The sequence below is a fragment of the Streptomyces sp. JLBG701 genome, assembly GCF_058544905.1.
In genome coordinates this window covers 3,448,014-3,466,244 of sequence record NZ_CM178588.1, presented here as the reverse complement: position 1 = coordinate 3,466,244, position 18,231 = coordinate 3,448,014, and the positions used below count along the sequence as shown (strand labels likewise).

Here is an 18,231-nt window from a genome sequence, read left to right as displayed (position 1 = left end):
GGGGTCGTCTGTCGAGGGTCCCGGCACGGATCAGGCGATAATGATCGCTAGATCCTGTGTGTGTTGCTTGGGGAGGTCTTGTGAGTCCGAGTCCGCGCGAGGTGTTTCTCCGGCTTGTTCATGGGGTCGCCGGCGGGAACTTCGACGAGTTGCCTGACCTGTACGGCGAGTTCACCGATGTCCGGCATCCGATGGCGACGCCGGAGTCCAAGCCGTTGACGAGTCGGCGCGCCCTCCAGGAGCACTTCACCGTGCCGCCGGAAGTTCGGGAGTCCTTGCCGAAGAGGCGGGTCGTCGATGTCGTCGTGCACGAGACCGCCGATCCTGAAGTGATCGTCGCCGAGTTCGGCTATGAGTTCACTTTGCCGGACGACTCCATGGCCAAGGTGCCCTGCGTCTTCGTCATGCGTGTCCGGGACGGTCAGATCATCGACCCGATCCGCACGTACACGGCACGCGGAGACCTTGACCGCCTCATCGCGTCGTTGCGGAAGGACGCTCCCTAAGGTCCTGGCCTCTCGCTCTCACTCGCAGCAGCGACAAGGGCCGCTACGGCTGCGGAGTGATCGCCCGGTTCGCCCGGCCGGTCATGAGCTGTCGCCCGGCGACGCCGAAGACGTACCCCACGGCGAGCAGGGCGGCGAACTCCGCGAGCGGGAGCAGCACGAAGCCACCGCTCGCGTCGTCGACCAGGAACCCCGCGAGACAGAGCGCCGCGCCCGCCTGGAGCACGGTGACGGCGGCAAGGCTGGCCGCCGTCACCTGGCCCGGCAGCCGCTTCGTCACGCGGGTGGAAGCGAGTACGACGGCACACCAGGCCAGCCCTGTCACTGCCACGAACGCGACCGCGTAGAACACCCCGCCCGGGCCCGCGAGTCCGCAGTCGTCGTCGAGATTCCGACCGTCCGCCTGGTTGAACTGACACATCCCCCTCGCGAACTGGGTGACGAGCCAGGCGAGCGCGCAGATCGCGAGACACTCCAGGAGAATCACGGCTGCCGCGAGGCGACGGTGGACGATGCTCATGCGCGAACAGTGCCAGAGGTCGTGCCGATCATGGGAGGGGTGAGTCGCGGCATCCGGAGAAGGACCGACTGTGGCCCTGAGAACTGGCCCCTGGGATGCGGTTGTTGCCGCGACCGGGCCTCGGCATGATGGATGCCGCATGCCGTGAATCGACGCTGACCGTCGCCTCTCCGTGAGAGGCTCAGCCGGGATTCATGTCGCGATATAGCGTTGGTCTTCCACTCGCGCCGCTGCCCGCGTTGCGCGGAAACGTTCGACAGGACCAGGACGGAAGCATGTCGGGAGAGATTTCGCCCACCGGGAAGCGCTCCGGCCCCGGCTCGTCGCCCGAGCTGCGAGCCTCTCACGCGGACCGGGACCGGGTGGTGGATGTACTGCGTATCGCGGCGGGGGACGGCTTGCTGACCGCGGACGAGTTGGACGAACGTCTGGAGGCCGCCCTGACGGCGCGGACTCTGAGCGAACTGACCGTGCTCACCGCTGACCTGCCGCCCGTAGCCACGGTCGGCGGGACCGGAGCGGAGGCCAAGGACCTGGTTCGGATCGAACAGGTCCACAGCGGCGCGGTCGAACGCGTGGGGCGCTGGGTGGTACCGCGAAGGCTGGAGCTCGCGGTGACGTACTGCGAGGTGACGCTTGACTTCACCGACGCGGTGATCACGCACGACACCTTGCGGATCGACGTGGGCATGACGGGGAAGACCCTGACGCTGGTCACGAGGCCGGGCATCGTGGTCGATACCGATGGTCTGCAGCTGGTACACAGCAGGGTCAAGTACCGTCAGACTCCGACGAATCCAGATACGCCTGTCACCTTGCGAGTGGAGCTGGTCGGTCAGAAGGCCCACGGCCGCGTGGTGGTGCGGCCCCCGCGTCGGACATTCGCGCAATGGCTGCTGCGCAGGCCCACGTCCCTTTCTGCAGGCGCTTGATTCCGCGCCGCTAGCGGGCGATGGCCTTGCCCAGCTGTCTGTCGTCGGCGGCTTCGACCAGCTCGTTGTCAGTAGGTGACGATGATCCGGCGTGCCGGGCCGTCCACCCGGATTCGTCCTCCGACGGGGACGACGAGTTGCGGGTCGGTGTGGCCGAGGTCGACGTCGAACACCGCCATGGTGTCGGGGGCGTACTGCTGGAGAGCCCGTAGGACGGCCTCCCGCTGTTGCCGGCGGTAGTCCGCCTTCTCTTGGGTGCTGAGCGGGTTCTCGAACGACCAGCTCTTGGCCCTGCCCATCAGCAGCGCGGGGAACTGTTGCAGCAGCCCTCGTTCGCCCATGTTCCGAAGGATCCGGTAGACCTCTTCGGCGCGTGGCATTTCCTCGGAGGTCTCCAGGAACAACACGTTGTCGGCGTAGGCCTCAACCGGTTGCACGGCGCGGTCAGCCATCAGCAGCCAGGAGATGATCTCCAGGTTGCCGCCCCAGGTGATGCCTTCGACCACCCGGTCGCCGTTGTGCCAGGACCAGCCGTCGACGGGTTCCATTTCCGGTTCGGACTCGAAGGTGTGCGGGTCATCCCACGGGCGGTTGACGTCCCCGTAGGTGCTCGACGAGGTGAGCTCGTACTCACCTGAGGTGAACAACGCCGACCGGAGGGAGTCCTCGGTCATCGGGTGCATCGCGCCGGGCCGTCCGAGCTCGACCATCACTGAGCCGCCGTGATAGCTGACGATGCCCAGGTTCCGCAGGAACAGCAGCAGGTTGGTGTTGTCGCTGTAGCCGAAGAACGGCTTGGTGTTGGCGCGGAGGAGAGCCTGGTCGAGGTGCGGGAGGACGGTGATCTGGTCGTCGCCGCCGATGCTGGCGATCACCGCCTTGATGCCGGGGTCTGCAAAGGCCGCGTGGATGTCGGCGGCCCGTTCCTCGGGCGTGGCACCCATCTTCCGGGTCGTCGGATATTCGACTGCCTTCAGCCCAAAGTCTTCCAGGAGTCTGCGCAGCCCCAATTCGTAGGGCAGAGGGAAGAGACCGGGCAGACCGGAGGAGGGGGACAGCACCGCGACCCGGTCTCCGGGGCGGGGCTTGGCGGGATAGCGGGGATCAGCCATCTGATGATCGTAGGAGGCGGTGGCCTGACGCCCCAGGGAATATTCCGGTGCTCGTTGACGGCACAGAGCACCCCGCCACGCCAGCAACAGCCGTCCGAGACGGGACATCTGTCGAGTTCATGTGGGCTGTCCCGTGACCACGAACACCCCCATCGGCGCCCCGTGTTCCATCCGTGGCGAGGGCCGTGCCGGTCGATGCCTCGCCATCCGCGACTCCAAGAACCCCGCCGGGCCGGTGCTCTCCTTCCGGCCCGACGCGTTTCGTCGCTTCGTTGCCTGGAGCGGTGCTAGGCCTGCGCTCTGACACCCCCTGCCTTCGCCTCCCGGCGGGATCTCCATTCCCTCCACTCCTTGCGGAAGAAGTGGATGCGCAGGGCCGCGACCGCCAGGAACAGCAGGCCGATGCCGCCCCTTTGCCAGCCTCCTACCGTGGCGAACCAGTAGAGGCCCAGGCCGGCGAAGAAGAGGCTGACGGCGATGATCAGCGGGTCGCGGATGTAGAAGGGCAGGACGCGGAGGATTACGTTGATCAGCATCGGGCAAGTTGATCAGGCCGCGTCAACTTCCGCTGTGGCGGAGGCCATAGTTCCGGCCACTGTGCGAGCCCCGCAGGCTCTACAGCCGCTGGATGATCGTCCCCGTGGCCAGCCCGCCGCCCGCGCACATCGTCACCAGCGCGAACTCCTTGTCCGTGCGCTCCAGTTCGTGCAGTGCCGTCGTGATCAGGCGGGCGCCCGTCGAGCCCACCGGATGGCCGAGTGCGATCGCGCCGCCGTTGACGTTGACCTTCTCCAGGTCCTGTTCGAAGACCTGGGCCCAGCTCAACACCACGGATGCGAAGGCCTCGTTGATCTCGACGAGGTCGATGTCCTTCAGCGACATGCCCGCCTTGCCGAGCACCGCCCGCGTGGCGTCGATCGGGCCGTCGAGGTGGAAGTGGGGGTCCGCACCCACCAGCGCCTGGGCGACTATCCGTGCCCTCGGTCGTAGCTTCAGCGCTCGCGCCATCCGCTTCGACGCCCACATGATCGCCGCCGCGCCGTCGCTGATCTGCGACGAGTTGCCCGCCGTATGGATCGCCGTCGGCATCACCGGCTTCAGCTTCGCCAGTACCTCCATCGATGTGTCGCGCAGGCCCTCGTCGCGGTCGACGAGGCGCCACATGCCGTGGCCGGCGCGCTGTTCGTCCTCCGTCGTGGGGACCTGGACGGCGAACGTCTCCCTCTTGAACCGTTCCTCCGACCAGGCGATCGCGGCCCGTTCCTGCGAGATGAGGCCGAGGGAGTCGACGTTCTCGCGTGTCAGGCCCCGAAGTCGCGCGATGCGCTCCGCCGCCTCGAACTGGTTGGGAAGGTCCACGTTCGCCTCGTCGGGGAACGGCTTCCCCGGGCCGTGCTTCGACCCCGACCCCAGCGGCACCCGCGACATCGCCTCGACACCGCAGCTGATGCCCACGTCGATCACGCCCGCCGCGACCATGTTGGCCACCATGTGCGAGGCCTGCTGCGAGGAGCCGCACTGGCAGTCGACCGTCGTCGCCGCCGTCTCGTACGGCAGGCCCATGGTCAGCCAGGCCGTGCGCGCGGGGTTCATCGACTGCTCGCCGGCGTGGGTCACCGTGCCGCCGACGATCTGTTCGACCGCGTCGGCGGGCATGCCGGTGCGGCCGAGGAGTTCACGGTAGGTCTCGCCCAGGAGATAGGCGGGATGCAGGTTGGCGAGCGCTCCGCCGCGCTTGCCGATGGGGGTGCGCACGGCTTCGACGATCACGGGTTCCGCGGCCATGGGGGGATCCTCTCCTCCGGTACCCGCGCGGCGCGGGGGCGTCCCGGCCGGCCCCGCCACGCTGAACTAGTACGTGTTCTAGTTCTGTCTGCAGTCTGCTGACAGGGCGTCCGCAGGCGCAAGGGTCTTGCACGCCCGGAACTCGTGATCTGCACGAATCTCGCACGCAATTCGAGGCGCCGTACCCCTTGCGACTTATAGAACCCGTTACTACCTTCACGGCAACTCACGGTTCCTGATGGACCGTCAGATAGAGACTCTCGGATAGAGACATCAGACAGCTGGAGTCGCCGTATGCCCTGTCCAGCGCTGCCCGACGGGTTCGACTTCACCGACCCCGACCTGCTGCACCACCGTGTGCCCCTGCCGGAGTTCGCCGAACTCCGCCTGGTCGAACCGGTCCGCTGGATCCCCCAGCCGCTGAACATCGCCGGCTTCCAGGACGAGGGCTACTGGGCGGTCACCCGGCACGAGGACGTCAAGTACGTCTCCGTCCACCCGGAGTTGTACTCCTCCATGCTCAACACCGCCGTCATCCGCTTCAACGACCACATCGAGCGGGACGCGATCGACGCGCAACGCCTGATCCTGCTGAACATGGACCCGCCGGAACACACCCGCGTCCGCCAGATCATCCAACGCGGCTTCACGCCCCGCTCCATCCGCGCGCTGGAGGAGCGGCTGCGCACCCGCGCCCACGCGATCGTCGAGACGGCCCGCGCCCACGACGGCCCCTTCGACTTCGTCACCCAGGTCGCCAGCGAACTGCCCCTCCAGGCCATCGCCGAGCTCATCGGCATCCCGCAGGACGACCGGTCCAAGATCTTCGACTGGTCCAACAAGATGATCTCCTACGACGACCCGGAAGTCGCGATCACCGAAGAGGTCGGCCAGCAGTCGGCCGCCGAACTCATCGCCTACGCCATGAACATGGCCGCCGACCGCAAGCAGTGCCCGGCGAAGGACATCGTCAGCACGCTGGTCGCGGCGGAGGACGAAGGCAACCTGGGCTCCGACGAGTTCGGCTTCTTCGTGCTCATGCTGGCCGTCGCCGGCAACGAGACCACCCGCAACGCCATCACCCACGGCATGCACGCCTTCCTCACCCATCCCGAGCAGTGGGAGCTGTACAAGGCGGAGCGTCCCGCCACCGCCGCCGAGGAGATCGTGCGCTGGGCCACCCCGGTCAACTCCTTCCAGCGCACGGCCACTCAGGACACCGAACTGGGCGGCAAGCTCATCAGGAAGGGTGACCGGGTCGGTATCTTCTACGCCTCCGCGAATCACGATCCCGCGGTGTTCGACGACCCCGACACCTTCGACATCACCCGCGATCCCAACCCCCACCTCGGCTTCGGCGGGGGAGGCCCGCACTACTGCCTCGGCAAGTCCCTTGCCGTCCTGGAGATCGACCTGATCTTCAACGCCATCGCCGACGCGATGCCGTCCCTGCGACTGGTGGGTGAGCCCCGGCGCCTGCGTTCGGCGTGGATCAACGGAGTCAAGGAACTCCAGGTCACCGCCGACTAGTTGACCGGCATCCAGTTGCTCGGGCCGGCGGCCTCCCGGCGCCGCCGGCCCGTCCCGAGGGAGGCAGGAGCATCCCTCCTACGCCCCGTTCCTGCCTCCCCCGTGACGGACCTCGTCAGTGTCCGCGTCACGGGTTCAGTACGACCTTTCCGGCGACCGTGCCCGATTCGGCGAGCCGCATGGCCTCGGCGACGCGGGCGAGCGGCAGTTGGGCGGCGATCGCGGGCGTGACGTCGCCGCGCTGGAGGGCGGCGAAGAGCTGGGTCAGGTCGCTGCGCAGACGGGCCCGGAACCGGTCCTTGGCCAGGGCGCGGCCGGCCCAGACGTTGAAGAAGTAGGCGCGGCGGCGGTTGGGCAGGGCGTTCCACAGCCACATCCGGCCGAGGATCTTCAGCACGGGCAACTGCTTCGACCCCTCGTCGTCCCGGGTGGCTGCACTGCCGTACGAGACGAGGGTGCCGCCGGGTGCGAGCAGGCTCCAGGAGTCGACGACGCTGCGGCCGCCGACGTGGTCGAAGACGGCGTCCACCCCGCCGGGGGCGAGCTCGCGGACGCGGGCCGGGATGTCCTCGGTGCGGTAGTCGATCGGGGTGACGCCGAGTTCGCGCAGGGCGGCGTGGTGGCGGGCGGACGCCGTGCCGATGACCTTCACCCCGGCGGCGTGGGCGAGTTGGACCAGGACGGAGCCGACGCCGCCGTTGGCGCCGTGCACCAGGATCGTCTGGCCGGAGCGGATACGGGCCTTGCGGTGCAGCATCTGCCAGGCGGTGATGCCGTTGAGGACCACGGTCTCGGCCTCGGCCGCGCCGACCCCGGCGGGCACCTCCACCACGTCCGCCGCGTCGACGACGACGTGACTGGCCCAGCCGCCCACCTTGAGGAGCGCGGCCACCCGCTTGCCGGCCAGGCCCGCGTCGACGCCCTCGCCGGTTGTCAGCACCGTGCCGACCACGTCGTAGCCCGGAACGAACGGGAACGGCGGCTGGTCGTAGTAGCGCCCTCGCCGCATCTGCTGCTCGGCGAACGAGACGCCCGTCGCCTCCATGCGGACGACGACCTGGCCAGGTCCCGCGACGGGGACGGCTCCGTGCCGGATCTCCAGCCCGTCCGGCTCGACCTTGCCCGGCAGGACGATCTCGACGAGTGCTTCGGCGTTCATGACGGCCTCCATGAGAGTTATGTGCCTTCGTGTTCGTTAGAAGTTGTAACTCGCTCGCACTGTGACTGTCAATAACCTCAGTGAGAACCTCTAACTATCGTGAGTGAGGGCGACGAGGGTGCCGAGGAAGTGCGGAAGGGCGACCTTCACTCCCGGCCGGAGGCCGCCACGGCCAGCACCGCCACCATCGCCGCCGCGACCAGCAGCGGAACGCCCAGATTGACGTGCACCACCAGCAATGCGCCGATCAGGGCGCCCACCGCCATCGCCACCACGGAGGCCGAACGGCGGGGCGAGTGAAAGGCGGAGCCGCCGGCGAGGCGTGAGTCGGCGGCCAGGCCGGTCAGGGTCATCGTCAGGACGGTGGTCGTGAGGTCGGGCACGCCCAGCTTGCGGACGGTGGCGTTGCGCATGCCCATCGCGAAGGCGGTCACCGCGATCAGCGTGTACGTCGTGCCCCTGGCGCCCGGCGCCGCGAACGCCACGACCGCCGAGGCGCCCAGCAGAACCGCCTCGGCGGCGAGCGTGACCCGCGCCCAGGTCCGTCGCGAGCCACCTCCGAGCCGCACCGCGATCCGGCCGCCGACGACCGCGCCTGCCAGGAAGGACCCGAGGGACGTCAGTGTGTGCGTCACGGAGAAGCCGGGCGCCCCGGCGGCGGCGAAGCCCAGGACCACCACGTTGCCGGTCATGTTCGCGGTGAAGACATGACCGAGCCCCAGATAACTGACGGCGTCGATCAGCCCGCTGACCACGGTCAGCACGAGCAGAACGGGCACCAGCCGGAGTCCGCGCGCCTCGGGGTCGTAGGCCTGCGTCTTGGCGCTCATCGCCCCAGTCGACCACGGCCGGGACGCGGACACGACGAAGGCGGCGACCCCGGGGATCGGGGGTCGCCGCCTTCGCGTGTGTGGGGGCCGGATCAGTACCAGCCGTTGGCCTGCCAGAAGCTCCAGGCGCCGGTCGGGCTGCCGTAGCGGGAGTTCATGTAGTCGAGGCCCCACTCGATCTGGGTCTCGGCGCTGGTCTTCCAGTCCGAGCCGGCCGAGGCCATCTTCGAGCCGGGCAGGGCCTGGACGAGGCCGTAGGCGCCGGAGGAGGCGTTGGTGGCGTCGACGTCCCAGCCGCTCTCGTGCTCGACGATGTTGCTGAACGCCTTGTACTGGGCGGCGTCCGGGATCATCTTCTGCGCGATCGCCTTCGCCTCGGAGGCCGAGGCGACGGAGGTCGCGGCCTGGGCCGGGGCGGCCGTCAGGGCCATGCCGACGGCGGCGGTGGCCACGACGGCGGTGGTGAGGGCCTTCTTCGGGGAGGCGACGCTGCGGAGGATGGTGGAGACGGACACGGAGAACCTATTTCTTCGGGGACAGGGCGGTCGCCGTATGTCTGGGACATGCGGCGGCGCCGAGGCCCGTGGGGGCTCGTCGGCGCCGTGCGACTGCTCCAGAGAAACAAACCGGCGGCCCGTCCGCAATGACCCCTTTTACTAGTTGTGGTCGCATGAGGGGCAAAAGTCCCACGTGTGACGTGGCTCTCAAGCCGCAGGTCAGAGGCTGTTTAGTTGTGCACATGCCATGTGTTTGCGCTACTACTCCCCTTCGTAAGTGACTCACGTCATGTGGGGTGGTTCACGGCTCCAGTAACGGCCGGTGCGTCGCCCCTCACGCAGAGGGTGCGTCGAACGTGACCGGCGTCTCGAACGCCGCCCGCCGCGTGGCCCGGCGCAGCGCCTTCAGGACCGTCGGGCCGAGGAGGAGGGTGAGTACGACGGTCACCACGGCCCGGCCCAGGTCCCAGCCCAGCGAGGTCGCCAGGCAGTACGCGAGGAAGCGGGCCAGGTTGGCGGGGACCTCGGCGTGCGGGTCGAAGGCGATGTTCGAGGCGAGGGCGCCCATGAAGGGCCAGCCCGCCAGGTTCATCACCGTGCCGTAGGCGAAGGCGGCCAGAAATCCGTACGCGGCGAGGAGCGCGACCTCGGCGCGGCCGCGCAGCCTGTCCAGGCCCGGGAGCAGGCCCGCGCCCATCGTGAACCAGCCCATCGCCAGCATCTGGAACGGCAGCCAGGGCCCCACCCCGCCCGTCAGCAGCGCCGACGCGAACATCGTGACCGAGCCGAGCACGAAACCGAAGCCCGCGCCGAGCACGCGCCCGCTCAGGATCAGCAGGAAGAACATCGGCTCGATCCCCGCCGTCCCCGCGCCGAGCGGCCGCAGCGCCGCCCCCGTCGCGGCCAGCACGCCCAGCGTCGCGACCGCCTTGGGGCCCAGCCCCGACTCCGAGATCGTCGCCGCCACGACGGCCACCAGCAGGATTAGCAGACCCGCGAAGAGCCACGGGGCGTCTTGTGCGTGTGCGCTCACCGTGGAGGTGGGCGGCGCGAGGAAGGGCCAGCCGAGCGAGGCCACGCCGACCGTGCTCACCAGGGCGAGTGTCGCTATGGAGCGGGGGCCCAGGCGGACCGCGCGGGTCATGAGAGCGCCTGCCTCACCTGGGCGACCGTGAGCCACGGCAGCGGGGCCAGGATCTTGGCCACCTGCGGGGCGAAGGACGGTGACGAGACGACCACCTCGGCCGTCGGACCGTCGGCGATCACCTCACCCTCCGCGAGGAGGACGACCCGGTGGGCGAGCTCGGCGGCCAGCTCCACGTCGTGCGTGGCCAGGACCACGGCATGCCCCTCCGCCGCGAGGCCGCGCAGGACGGTGACCAGACGGGCCTTCGCCGCGTAGTCCAGGCCACGGGTCGGTTCGTCCAGGAGGAGCAGGGGAGGGCGTGCCGTCAGTACGACCGCCAGGGCGAGCGTGAGGCGCTGGCCCTCGGAGAGGTCGCGGGGGTGGATGCCGTCGGTGATGCCCGGGAGCAGCTCCGACACCAGCTCGCGGCAGCTGCCGGGGGCCGCGCCCGCGTCGTCGTCGGCTGCCGCGCACTCGGCGGCGACCGTGTCGGCGTACAGGAGATCGCGGGGTTCCTGCGGGACGAGACCGACACGGCGTACGAGGTCACGCGGGCGCGTCCTGTGGGGTGCGGCGCCGCCCACCCGGACGGTTCCGGCGGAGGGTTCGACGAGGCCGACCAGCGCGCCCAACAGGGTTGATTTTCCAGCGCCGTTGCGGCCCATCAGGGCGATCGTCTCGCCGGAGGAGACGGTGAGGTCGACGTGACGGAGCGCCTGGACGCGGTCGCGGCGGACGGCGAGGGAGCGGACTGCGGCTGTTTGTACGGGAGTTGGGGGCGGCCCGGCGATCGCCGGGGATTGCCGTGGCAGCCGTTCCCGCAGGTCCACCGCCCGTCGGCGCGCGTCCCGGACCGTCAGGGGCAGCGGGGACCAGCCCGCCAGCCGGCCCAGGCCCACCACCGGCGGATACACCGGCGATACGGCCATCACCTCGGCCGGCGTGCCCAGCACCGGTGCCGCTCCCGGGCCGGGGAGGAGGGCGACCTGGTCGGCGTACTGGATGACGCGTTCCAGGCGGTGTTCGGCCATGAGAACCGTCGTGCCGAGGTCGTGGACGAGGCGCTGGAGGACGGCGAGGACCTCCTCCGCCGCGGCCGGGTCGAGCGCGGAGGTGGGTTCGTCGAGGACCAGGACCCTGGGATGCGGGGTGAGGACCGAGCCGATCGCGACCCGCTGCTGCTGCCCGCCGGAGAGGGTGGCGATCGGGCGGTCACGCAGGTCGGCGAGGCCCAGGAGGTCGAGGGTCTCCTCCACGCGGCGCCGCATCACTTCGGGTGGCAGTCCCAACGACTCCATGCCGTAGGCGAGTTCGTCCTCGACGGTGTCCGTGACGAAGTGGGAGAGCGGATCCTGGCCCACCGTGCCCACCACGTCGGCCAGTTCACGCGGCTTGTGCGTACGGGTGTCCCGGCCGGCCACCGTGACGCGGCCGCGCAGGGTGCCGCCGGTGAAGTGCGGCACGAGCCCGCTCACCGCACCGAGAACGGTCGACTTGCCGACCCCCGACGGGCCGACCAGCAGCACGAGTTCACCCTCCGGGACGGTGAAGTCCACGCCCTGGACGGCGGGTTGAGCCGCTCCGTCGTACGTCACGGAGACATCCTCGAAGCGGATCACGACGGCTCCTTTGCGGGGGCGGGGACGACGAACGCGGGGAGCAGGCCCAGGAGTACGGCGGCCATGGGCCAGAGCGGGAGGGTGGGCGAAGTCGGGGGAACCACCCCGGGGTTCAGTGCCGCCGGGTCGGCGGACGCGGCGAGCGTGAGCAGCGCGGCGACGGCGGCGCCGGACGCCGTGACCAGCCAGGCGCGGACGTCCCAGGGGTCCGGACGGTAGCGCGTGCGCAGCGAACGGCGGCCTCCCAGCCGGAGTCCGGCCAGCGCCGCGACCACTCCGGCGAGCAGCAGCGGCAGGCCGTACGTGCCGCCTTCGGCTGTCAGCAGCCCGTACGTTCCCGCGCAGACGCCGAGCAGGCCGCCGAGCGTGAGGGCGGTGGTCGTACGGCGGACGGTGGCCGGGACATCGGCTGTACGGCCGTATCCGCGCGCGTCCATCGCGGCGGCGAGGGCGACCGAACGCTCCAACGCGCCCTCCAGGACCGGGAGTCCTACGTGCAGCAGACCCCGGATGCCCCGGTCGGGGCGGCCACGCAGACGGCGGGCGGCGCGCAGGCGCTGGACGTCGGCGATGAGATTCGGCGCGAAGGTGAGGGCCACGACCACCGCGACGCCGGTCTCGTACAGGGCTGCCGGGAGGGACTTGAGGAGACGGGCCGGGTTGGCGAGGGCGTTCGCGGCGCCCACGCAGATGAGGAGAGTGGCCAGTTTGAGGCCGTCGTAGAGGGACTTGAGGAGGCCCTCCGTGGTGACCTTGCCGCCCAGGCGGATGCCCTGGGCCCAGGTGGGGAGGGGGAGTTCGGGGAGGGTGACGATCACGTGGGTGCCGGGGATGGGGGAGCCGAGGACGACGGTGAAGAGGAGACGGATGGCGAGGACGGCGAGGGCGAGCTTGAAGAAGGCGGCGTAGGAGTGGGACCAGGGGGTGGGGGTGCGGTGGGTCGCCACGACATAGGCGGAAGTGGCGATGAGGAGGGTGAGGAGGAGGGGGTTGGTGGTGTGGGTGGCGGCGGTGCCCAGACCGAGGGACCAGAGCCACCAGGCGCCGGGGTGGAGGGCGGACCTAGGACGCATGTCGGCGCCGTCGGGTCTGCCATACGGCTGCCGCGCCCAGGAGAGCCACCACAACTGCTCCAGCGAGCAGGCCTATTGACGGACCGTCACTCATCGACTTCTTCTCCTGCTCCTCCGCCGTCACCTGCTCCCCGCAGCCCGACTCCGGGTACCCCGCGATCGCGCACAGCAGGGCGTTGGTGTCGTAGCGCAGTGGCTTCGCCACCGTGGCCAGGGCTTCTGCCGTAGTCGCGTCGGGTGGGACGAGGGCGCAGGCCGTACGACCGTCGGGTGGGGTTTCGCCGGACGGGGCGTCGGCCGTCGTACCGAAGTCGATGACCAGCGCCACCCGCTTCCTGCCGTCCCGCGCCGGAGTCTTCGCGCAGATCGTCGCGAAGTCCGCCGTGCCGCGTGGCTGCGCCGCGTCGCCGGAGTCCTCGCTCACCGAGAAGCGGAGGCCCTGGACGTCGCCGTCGGAGGGGCGGGCGGTCGACGGGCCCTGGGTGGCGTACGTCCAGGCGCTGCCGTCCCGCTCCCAGAAGGACCAGTAGCGGTAACCGGCGGCCTGAGCCTGGCCCGTGAACCCCACCAGGAGGGTCACCGCGGCCAGCAGCAGCGCGGCGGCACGGCGTCGGATCACGGCTGCTGCCTCTTGTTGCGGCCGCTGATCAGGAAGCCGACGCCGATACCGGCGACGAGACCGACGCCGACGATGTACCAGACGCTGTTGCCGGACTTCTCGCCGCTCTCCTCAGCGGCCACCGTCTGCGGGGTCGGCCCGGTCGCGTTGAGCTGCTGCACGAGGTCGGCGCCGCCGAAGTCGCGCGGGTCGGTGCCGGTGGCGTGGGCGGCGAAGATCAGCGCGGCGTAGGCGGCGGGGCCGCTCTGCTTCGCCCAGGCTGCGGAGTTCTTCTCCAGCCACGCCAGGGGTTTCTTCGCCTGCGCGGCCCCGCCCTGTGCGGCGAGCGCGACGACGGCGTCGGCGGTGTTGCCGTAGTCGGGCTGGTCGTCGGCCCCGGCGAGGGGCGCGACCACGTAGCCGTCCTTCGCGACCGCCTTCGCCAGATAGGAGGCACCGTTGGCGGCGGCCTGCTGCGGAGCCGGATAGCCACCGTCGACGCAGACCGCCGGGTCGGCCGCCTTACCGGGCTCCACGACCAGCCCCTCGCCGAGCGCGCCGACGACACCGGCCGCGGTGGCGTCCGCGTTCGCGTTGGGAGCGAGTTCGCCGTCCTTGTCCGGCTGGTAGGCGAAGGCGCCCGGGTCGTCGCCCTTGCAGGGGAGGACGAGCTTCTGCAGGGCGTCGTACGGAGACTGACCGTCCTTGAGGACCTCCCCCGCCTTCTCTCCTACGGCGGCCAGCGCCCCGATGACGACGGAAGTCGAGTTGGTGTCACTCGCCCCGCCCGCGTTGTAGCCCCAGCCGCCGTCCGTGTTCTGCACGGACTTCAGCCAGGCGACCGCCGTGCCGGTCTCGGTGTCGTGCCCGCCGAGCGCGGCGAGGGCCTGGACGGCGGCGCCCGTGCTGTTGGTGTCGACCATGAGCTTGGCGTCGCAGGCCGTGGTGGGGTCGGCGCGGAAGGCGGCGAACGCCCCGTTCTCGCACTGCTGCCCGGTCAGCCAGTCCACGGCCTCGGCGGCGGGCTTCACACCCACGGTGTCCTGCGCGAGCAGGGCCAGCGACTGGCGCCAGACGCCGTCGTACGTCGGGTCGGTGGTGCCGTACAACCCGGAGGGGATCGCGACGGACGGCGACGGTGACGGACTGGCGGCGACGGCGGGCGCGGCTGCCCCGATCACGACACTGGCGGCCAGAACCGCGGCGCTGCGGCGGACGTTCATGATCGGCGGATGCCTTCCCCTGCGGGGAGCCGGGCGCAGCACAGGGGACACCCCCGGGCGGCTCGGCTCCGTATGCCTCGACGGTGCCGCACACCGACGGACGGCCGATGTGCCTGAGCCGGTCACGTTCGCGCGGGGCAGTCCGGCTCACAGCGTGGGCTGCTCACGGTTGCGGGTCAGCGCCGGAATTACACCGGCTTCCCCCCGTACGGGTGTGATGACGACCTGGCCACTGTACCGGCCCGTAACTGGGAGCCTGAGGGCCGCCTGTGAAGTGACGGGTAGGTTCGGGCCCATGGGGATCACGGGGAGACTGATCGGCTCGGGCCGTGCGGCCGACGTGTACGAGATCGACGAGGCGTGGGTGCTGCGCCGCAACCGGGAGGACTGGGGGGACGCGCTCGCCGAGGGCGCGGTGATGGAGCACGTGCGCGGACACGGCTACCCCGTGCCCCAGGCGCGGCTCGACGACTCCTCGCGGACCGAGCTGGTGATGCGGCGGCTGACCGGATCGACGATGCTGTCGGCATTCGTCGCGGGCCGGATCGACGCGCGCGAGGCGGGGGAGGTGCTGGCCACTCTGCTACGACGGCTGCACGCGATCCCCGCCCGCAGCGGCACCGCCACCCATTCTGACCGGATCCTCCACCTGGACCTGCACCCGGACAACGTGATGCTGACGCCCGACGGCCCCTACGTGATCGACTGGTCCAACACGGAGGAGGGCGCCCCGGCCCTGGACTGGGGCATGTCGGCCGTGATCCTCGCCCAGGTCGCCGTCGCCGACGAACCGCTCGCCGACCCCGCCCACACCATGCTGACGGCCCTCCTCACCGACCCGTCCGACCTCACGGAGGAAGGCCTCGCGGAGGCACGACGCCGACGGGCCGCCCAGCCGACGATGACCCGCCGCGAGGTCGAACTCCTTGGTGATGCGGAGGAGTTGATCCGGTCGCTCGCGTTCTAGACAGTGGGCGTCGGTCCACCGAAGGCCAGGTGCAGGACCCGGGTTTCCAGCTGCCAGGTGCCGTTCACACCGCCACGTACGTCACCGGCTCGCTCCCCGTCACCGACTCCGCCCGCCCCAGCTTCACCAGCCGGCGCAGATGGGCCTCGGCCTCCGAGACGGCGATGTTCCTTGAGCCGTACGGGATTTCGGACCAGGGGCGGTTCCACTCCATGCGCTCGGCGACCTGCCAGGCGGTGAGCGGGGTGGTCAGCAGGGCGTGGAGTCCGGTGAGGCGCTCTTCGTGGTGGTCGAGCAACTCCCGTACGCGGCCGGGTGCGTCGGTGAACGTGTGCTTGTGGGCCGGCAGGACCTCGGCCGGGGTGAGCAGGGCGACGCGTTCCAGGGAGGCGAGGTAGTCGCCGAGGGGGTCGGCGACGGTGGCGTCGTCGGGATCCTCGTACAGTCCGATGTGCGGGGTGATGGAGGGGAGCAGGTGGTCGCCGGAGAACAGGCGGCCGTTGCCCGGGAGTTGGGCCGGGTGGGCTTCCTCCAGGTGGAGGCAGACGTGGCCGGGGGTGTGGCCGGGGGTCCAGATCGCGCGCAGGCGGCGGCCGGGGAGGTCGACGAGTTCGCCGGGGACGATCTCGCGGTCGGGGAGCGCGGGGGCGAGGCCGGGCAGGGTGCGGGGGCGGGCGTTGCGCATCGGGGCGATGTGCTCCTCGGGTGCGCCGGCGGCCTCCAACTTCGCCGTCATGAACGCGAACCAGCGGCTCGGTTCGGTGCTGCGGGCCCGCCGCACGATCGAGATGTCGGCCGCGTGCATGGCGATCCACGCGCCGGACGCGTCCCGCACCTTGGCGGACAGGCCGTGGTGGTCGGGGTGGTGGTGGGTGATGACGACGCCGTGGGTCTCGCCGACCGACGTACCGCACGCCGTCAGCCCTTCCGCGAGCGTGTCCCAGGAGGTCGGGTCGTCCCAGCCGGTGTCGATGAGCACCGGACCCCGGTCGGTGTCGACGACGTACACCAGCGTGTATCCAAGGGGGTTGTCCGGGATGGGGACCCTGATGGACCGTATGCCTCCGCCGTGATCGGACGTGTGCACCGCCATGGGCTCCCCAATCGCCGCAGTCCGGTCGCCACCGTCCGGCCACTATAACTAGAACGGGTTTCGACGGTAGCCCAAGTCACCTGTACGACGGGTGAGGGTGCGTTGAAGTGGTGTCAGGTCCGTGGACTCCTCCGAGTGGAACTGGTATCAGTTCCACTATCTGATGGTGCGTCAGTAAGTAGTTCCGGGGAGGCAGTCGCCATGACCGAGCTCGTGGAACACGGACAGCTGTTCATCGGCGGGGAGTTGACGGACCCCCTGGGCAAGGACGTCATCGAGGTGATCTCCCCGCACACCGAGGAGGTCATCGGACGCGTGCCGCACGCCTCGACGGCCGACGTGGACCGGGCCGTCGCCGCCGCCCGCAAGGCCTTCGACGAGGGACCCTGGCCGCGGATGACCCTCGACGAGCGGATCGAGGTGGTCACCCGGATCAAGGACGCGATCGCCGTACGCCACGAGGAGATCGCCCGCGTCATCTCCTCCGAGAACGGGTCGCCGTACTCCTGGAGCGTCCTCGCACAGGCCCTCGGCGCGATGATGGTGTGGGACGCGGCGATCACGGTCGCGCGGAACTTCACCTACGAGGAGACACGCGACGGAGTCCTCGGCAGGATCCTCGTGCGCCGCGAGCCGGTCGGGGTGGTAGCGGCCGTAGTCCCCTGGAACGTCCCCCAGTTCGTCGCCGCCGCCAAGCTCGCGCCCGCGCTGCTCACCGGCTGCACGGTCGTGCTCAAGCCGTCGCCCGAGTCGCCCCTCGACGCGTACATCCTCGCGGAGATCACCCGGGAGGCCGGGCTGCCCGAGGGCGTCCTGTCGATCCTCCCCGCCGACCGCGAGGTCAGCGAGTATCTCGTCGGGCACCCCGGCATCGACAAGGTCTCCTTCACCGGGTCCGTCGCGGCCGGCAAGCGCGTGATGGAGGTCGCCTCGCGCAATCTCACGCGCGTGACACTGGAGTTGGGCGGCAAGTCGGCGGCGGTCGTCCTGCCGGACGCGGACATCACGACCTCCGTCCCCGGCATCGTCTCCGCGGCCTGGATGAACAACGGGCAGGCGTGCGTGGCCCAGACCCGCATCCTGGTACCGCGCTCGCGCTACGACGAGTTCGCGGACGCGTTCGCGCAGGCCGCGAGTGCCCTCGTGGTGGGCGACCCGCTGGACGCCGCGACCCAGGTCGGCCCCCTGGTCGCCAAACGCCAGCAGCAGCGCAACCTCGACTACATCCGCATCGGCCAGGAGGAAGGCGCCAAAATCCTTACGGGAGGCGGGCGTCCGGCGGGCCTGGACCGAGGCTGGTACGTCGAACCGACCCTCTTCGGCGACGTGGACAACTCCATGCGGATAGCCAGGGAGGAGATCTTCGGCCCGGTGATCTGCCTGCTCCCCTACGGCGACGAGACCGAGGCCGTGAAGATCGCGAACGACTCCGACTACGGGCTCAGCGGCAGCGTGTGGACGGCCGACGTCGCCCACGGCATCGACATCGCACGCCAGGTCCGTACGGGCACGTACTCGGTCAACACCTTCAGTCTCGACATGCTCGGCCCGTTCGGCGGCTACAAGAACTCGGGTCTTGGCCGGGAGTTCGGGCCGGAGGGATACGGCGAGTTTCTGGAACACAAGATGATCCACCTCCCGGCGGGCTGGGAGGCGTAGAG

The 18,231-nt window shown here is 70.1% G+C and carries 19 protein-coding genes; 6 read left to right on the top strand and 13 right to left on the bottom strand.

Features of this window, described 5'->3' with window-relative positions:
- The first annotated feature begins 80 nt into the window (after nt 1-80).
- Complete coding sequence (locus AC5DRG_RS15810; RefSeq protein ID WP_491811135.1) at nt 81-506, top strand: nuclear transport factor 2 family protein; 426 nt, start codon at nt 81-83, stop codon at nt 504-506.
- Between the two features lie 43 nt (nt 507-549).
- On the opposite strand, the gene AC5DRG_RS15805 is transcribed toward AC5DRG_RS15810, so the two are convergent.
- Entirely contained in the window at nt 550-1,026 is a 477-nt protein-coding gene (locus AC5DRG_RS15805) for a hypothetical protein (RefSeq protein ID WP_491811134.1), read from the bottom strand.
- 275 nt (nt 1,027-1,301) lie between these two features.
- On the opposite strand from AC5DRG_RS15805, the gene AC5DRG_RS15800 reads away from it, so the two are divergent.
- Nucleotides 1,302-1,958, top strand: coding sequence for a DUF1707 SHOCT-like domain-containing protein (locus AC5DRG_RS15800; protein ID WP_491811133.1), 657 nt, complete (start codon nt 1,302-1,304; stop codon nt 1,956-1,958).
- A 68-nt stretch (nt 1,959-2,026) separates the two neighbouring features.
- On the opposite strand, the gene AC5DRG_RS15795 is transcribed toward AC5DRG_RS15800, so the two are convergent.
- Entirely contained in the window at nt 2,027-3,070 is a 1,044-nt protein-coding gene (locus AC5DRG_RS15795; protein WP_491811132.1) for a S66 family peptidase, read from the bottom strand.
- 121 nt (nt 3,071-3,191) lie between these two features.
- On the opposite strand from AC5DRG_RS15795, the gene AC5DRG_RS15790 reads away from it, so the two are divergent.
- The gene (locus AC5DRG_RS15790; protein ID WP_491811131.1) at nt 3,192-3,374 is read left to right on the top strand and encodes a DUF397 domain-containing protein; all 183 of its coding nucleotides are present in this window, start codon (nt 3,192-3,194) and stop codon (nt 3,372-3,374) included.
- On the opposite strand, the gene AC5DRG_RS15785 is transcribed toward AC5DRG_RS15790, so the two are convergent.
- Both AC5DRG_RS15785 and AC5DRG_RS15780 read right to left on the bottom strand, forming a co-directional pair.
- Nucleotides 3,358-3,606, bottom strand: coding sequence for a hypothetical protein (locus tag AC5DRG_RS15785; RefSeq protein ID WP_491811130.1), 249 nt, complete (start codon nt 3,604-3,606; stop codon nt 3,358-3,360). The two genes, AC5DRG_RS15790 and AC5DRG_RS15785, sit on opposite strands and share 17 nt — an antisense overlap.
- A gap of 79 nt (nt 3,607-3,685) precedes the next feature.
- Nucleotides 3,686-4,855 (bottom strand): steroid 3-ketoacyl-CoA thiolase, encoded by a 1,170-nt coding sequence (locus tag AC5DRG_RS15780; RefSeq protein ID WP_491811129.1) that lies wholly within the window; start codon nt 4,853-4,855, stop codon nt 3,686-3,688.
- 294 nt (nt 4,856-5,149) lie between these two features.
- On the opposite strand from AC5DRG_RS15780, the gene AC5DRG_RS15775 reads away from it, so the two are divergent.
- Nucleotides 5,150-6,385 carry a cytochrome P450 gene (locus AC5DRG_RS15775; protein ID WP_491811128.1) on the top strand — a complete coding sequence of 412 codons (1,236 nt, stop codon included), beginning with the start codon at nt 5,150-5,152 and terminating at the stop codon, nt 6,383-6,385.
- 127 nt (nt 6,386-6,512) lie between these two features.
- On the opposite strand, the gene AC5DRG_RS15770 is transcribed toward AC5DRG_RS15775, so the two are convergent.
- The 8 genes from AC5DRG_RS15770 to AC5DRG_RS15735 all read right to left on the bottom strand — a co-directional run bounded on the left by AC5DRG_RS15770 (nt 6,513) and on the right by AC5DRG_RS15735 (nt 14,510).
- Nucleotides 6,513-7,544, bottom strand: a complete 1,032-nt coding sequence (locus tag AC5DRG_RS15770) for a medium chain dehydrogenase/reductase family protein (RefSeq protein WP_491811127.1) — start codon at nt 7,542-7,544, stop codon at nt 6,513-6,515.
- Nucleotides 7,545-7,690: 146 nt separating this feature from the next.
- Nucleotides 7,691-8,374, bottom strand: coding sequence for a YoaK family protein (locus AC5DRG_RS15765; protein WP_491811126.1), 684 nt, complete (start codon nt 8,372-8,374; stop codon nt 7,691-7,693).
- Nucleotides 8,375-8,466: 92 nt separating this feature from the next.
- The gene (locus AC5DRG_RS15760) at nt 8,467-8,889 is read right to left on the bottom strand and encodes an aggregation-promoting factor C-terminal-like domain-containing protein (protein ID WP_491811125.1); all 423 of its coding nucleotides are present in this window, start codon (nt 8,887-8,889) and stop codon (nt 8,467-8,469) included.
- Nucleotides 8,890-9,205: 316 nt separating this feature from the next.
- Entirely contained in the window at nt 9,206-10,015 is an 810-nt protein-coding gene (locus tag AC5DRG_RS15755; RefSeq protein ID WP_491811124.1) for an ECF transporter S component, read from the bottom strand.
- Nucleotides 10,012-11,616 (bottom strand): ABC transporter ATP-binding protein, encoded by a 1,605-nt coding sequence (locus AC5DRG_RS15750; RefSeq protein WP_491811123.1) that lies wholly within the window; start codon nt 11,614-11,616, stop codon nt 10,012-10,014. Before AC5DRG_RS15750 ends, AC5DRG_RS15755 begins: the two co-directional genes overlap by 4 nt.
- Nucleotides 11,613-12,689: a CbiQ family ECF transporter T component gene (locus AC5DRG_RS15745; protein ID WP_491811122.1), complete on the bottom strand. Its 1,077-nt coding sequence runs from the start codon at nt 12,687-12,689 to the stop codon at nt 11,613-11,615. Before AC5DRG_RS15745 ends, AC5DRG_RS15750 begins: the two co-directional genes overlap by 4 nt.
- The gene (locus AC5DRG_RS15740) at nt 12,679-13,305 is read right to left on the bottom strand and encodes an SCO2322 family protein (RefSeq protein ID WP_491813052.1); all 627 of its coding nucleotides are present in this window, start codon (nt 13,303-13,305) and stop codon (nt 12,679-12,681) included. The genes AC5DRG_RS15745 and AC5DRG_RS15740 overlap by 11 nt, the downstream gene beginning before the upstream one ends.
- Nucleotides 13,305-14,510 (bottom strand): SCO2321 family membrane protein, encoded by a 1,206-nt coding sequence (locus AC5DRG_RS15735; RefSeq protein WP_491811121.1) that lies wholly within the window; start codon nt 14,508-14,510, stop codon nt 13,305-13,307. Before AC5DRG_RS15735 ends, AC5DRG_RS15740 begins: the two co-directional genes overlap by 1 nt.
- Nucleotides 14,511-14,805: 295 nt before the next feature.
- Here AC5DRG_RS15735 and AC5DRG_RS15730 point away from each other — a divergent pair, with 295 nt between their 5' ends.
- Nucleotides 14,806-15,477: a phosphotransferase gene (locus AC5DRG_RS15730; RefSeq protein WP_491811120.1), complete on the top strand. Its 672-nt coding sequence runs from the start codon at nt 14,806-14,808 to the stop codon at nt 15,475-15,477.
- A gap of 64 nt (nt 15,478-15,541) precedes the next feature.
- Here AC5DRG_RS15730 and AC5DRG_RS15725 read toward each other — a convergent pair whose 3' ends face one another.
- Nucleotides 15,542-16,570, bottom strand: coding sequence for a Strvi_7410 family MBL fold metallo-hydrolase (locus tag AC5DRG_RS15725; RefSeq protein ID WP_491811119.1), 1,029 nt, complete (start codon nt 16,568-16,570; stop codon nt 15,542-15,544).
- 201 nt (nt 16,571-16,771) lie between these two features.
- Here AC5DRG_RS15725 and AC5DRG_RS15720 point away from each other — a divergent pair, with 201 nt between their 5' ends.
- Nucleotides 16,772-18,229 (top strand): aldehyde dehydrogenase, encoded by a 1,458-nt coding sequence (locus tag AC5DRG_RS15720; protein ID WP_491811118.1) that lies wholly within the window; start codon nt 16,772-16,774, stop codon nt 18,227-18,229.
- The last annotated feature ends 2 nt before the right edge of the window (nt 18,230-18,231 follow it).

Coding starts and splice junctions, on each gene's coding strand:
- AC5DRG_RS15765 (WP_491811126.1), bottom strand. CDS start 8,374: ATGAGCGCCAAGACGCAGGCCTACGACCCCGAGGCGCGCGGACTCCGG.
- AC5DRG_RS15770 (WP_491811127.1), bottom strand. CDS start 7,544: ATGAACGCCGAAGCACTCGTCGAGATCGTCCTGCCGGGCAAGGTCGAG.
- AC5DRG_RS15735 (WP_491811121.1), bottom strand. CDS start 14,510: ATGAACGTCCGCCGCAGCGCCGCGGTTCTGGCCGCCAGTGTCGTGATC.
- AC5DRG_RS15725 (WP_491811119.1), bottom strand. CDS start 16,570: ATGGCGGTGCACACGTCCGATCACGGCGGAGGCATACGGTCCATCAGG.
- AC5DRG_RS15730 (WP_491811120.1), top strand. CDS start 14,806: ATGGGGATCACGGGGAGACTGATCGGCTCGGGCCGTGCGGCCGACGTG.
- AC5DRG_RS15780 (WP_491811129.1), bottom strand. CDS start 4,855: ATGGCCGCGGAACCCGTGATCGTCGAAGCCGTGCGCACCCCCATCGGC.
- AC5DRG_RS15720 (WP_491811118.1), top strand. CDS start 16,772: ATGACCGAGCTCGTGGAACACGGACAGCTGTTCATCGGCGGGGAGTTG.
- AC5DRG_RS15745 (WP_491811122.1), bottom strand. CDS start 12,689: ATGCGTCCTAGGTCCGCCCTCCACCCCGGCGCCTGGTGGCTCTGGTCC.
- AC5DRG_RS15795 (WP_491811132.1), bottom strand. CDS start 3,070: ATGGCTGATCCCCGCTATCCCGCCAAGCCCCGCCCCGGAGACCGGGTC.
- AC5DRG_RS15785 (WP_491811130.1), bottom strand. CDS start 3,606: ATGCTGATCAACGTAATCCTCCGCGTCCTGCCCTTCTACATCCGCGAC.
- AC5DRG_RS15800 (WP_491811133.1), top strand. CDS start 1,302: ATGTCGGGAGAGATTTCGCCCACCGGGAAGCGCTCCGGCCCCGGCTCG.
- AC5DRG_RS15805 (WP_491811134.1), bottom strand. CDS start 1,026: ATGAGCATCGTCCACCGTCGCCTCGCGGCAGCCGTGATTCTCCTGGAG.
- AC5DRG_RS15755 (WP_491811124.1), bottom strand. CDS start 10,015: ATGACCCGCGCGGTCCGCCTGGGCCCCCGCTCCATAGCGACACTCGCC.
- AC5DRG_RS15775 (WP_491811128.1), top strand. CDS start 5,150: ATGCCCTGTCCAGCGCTGCCCGACGGGTTCGACTTCACCGACCCCGAC.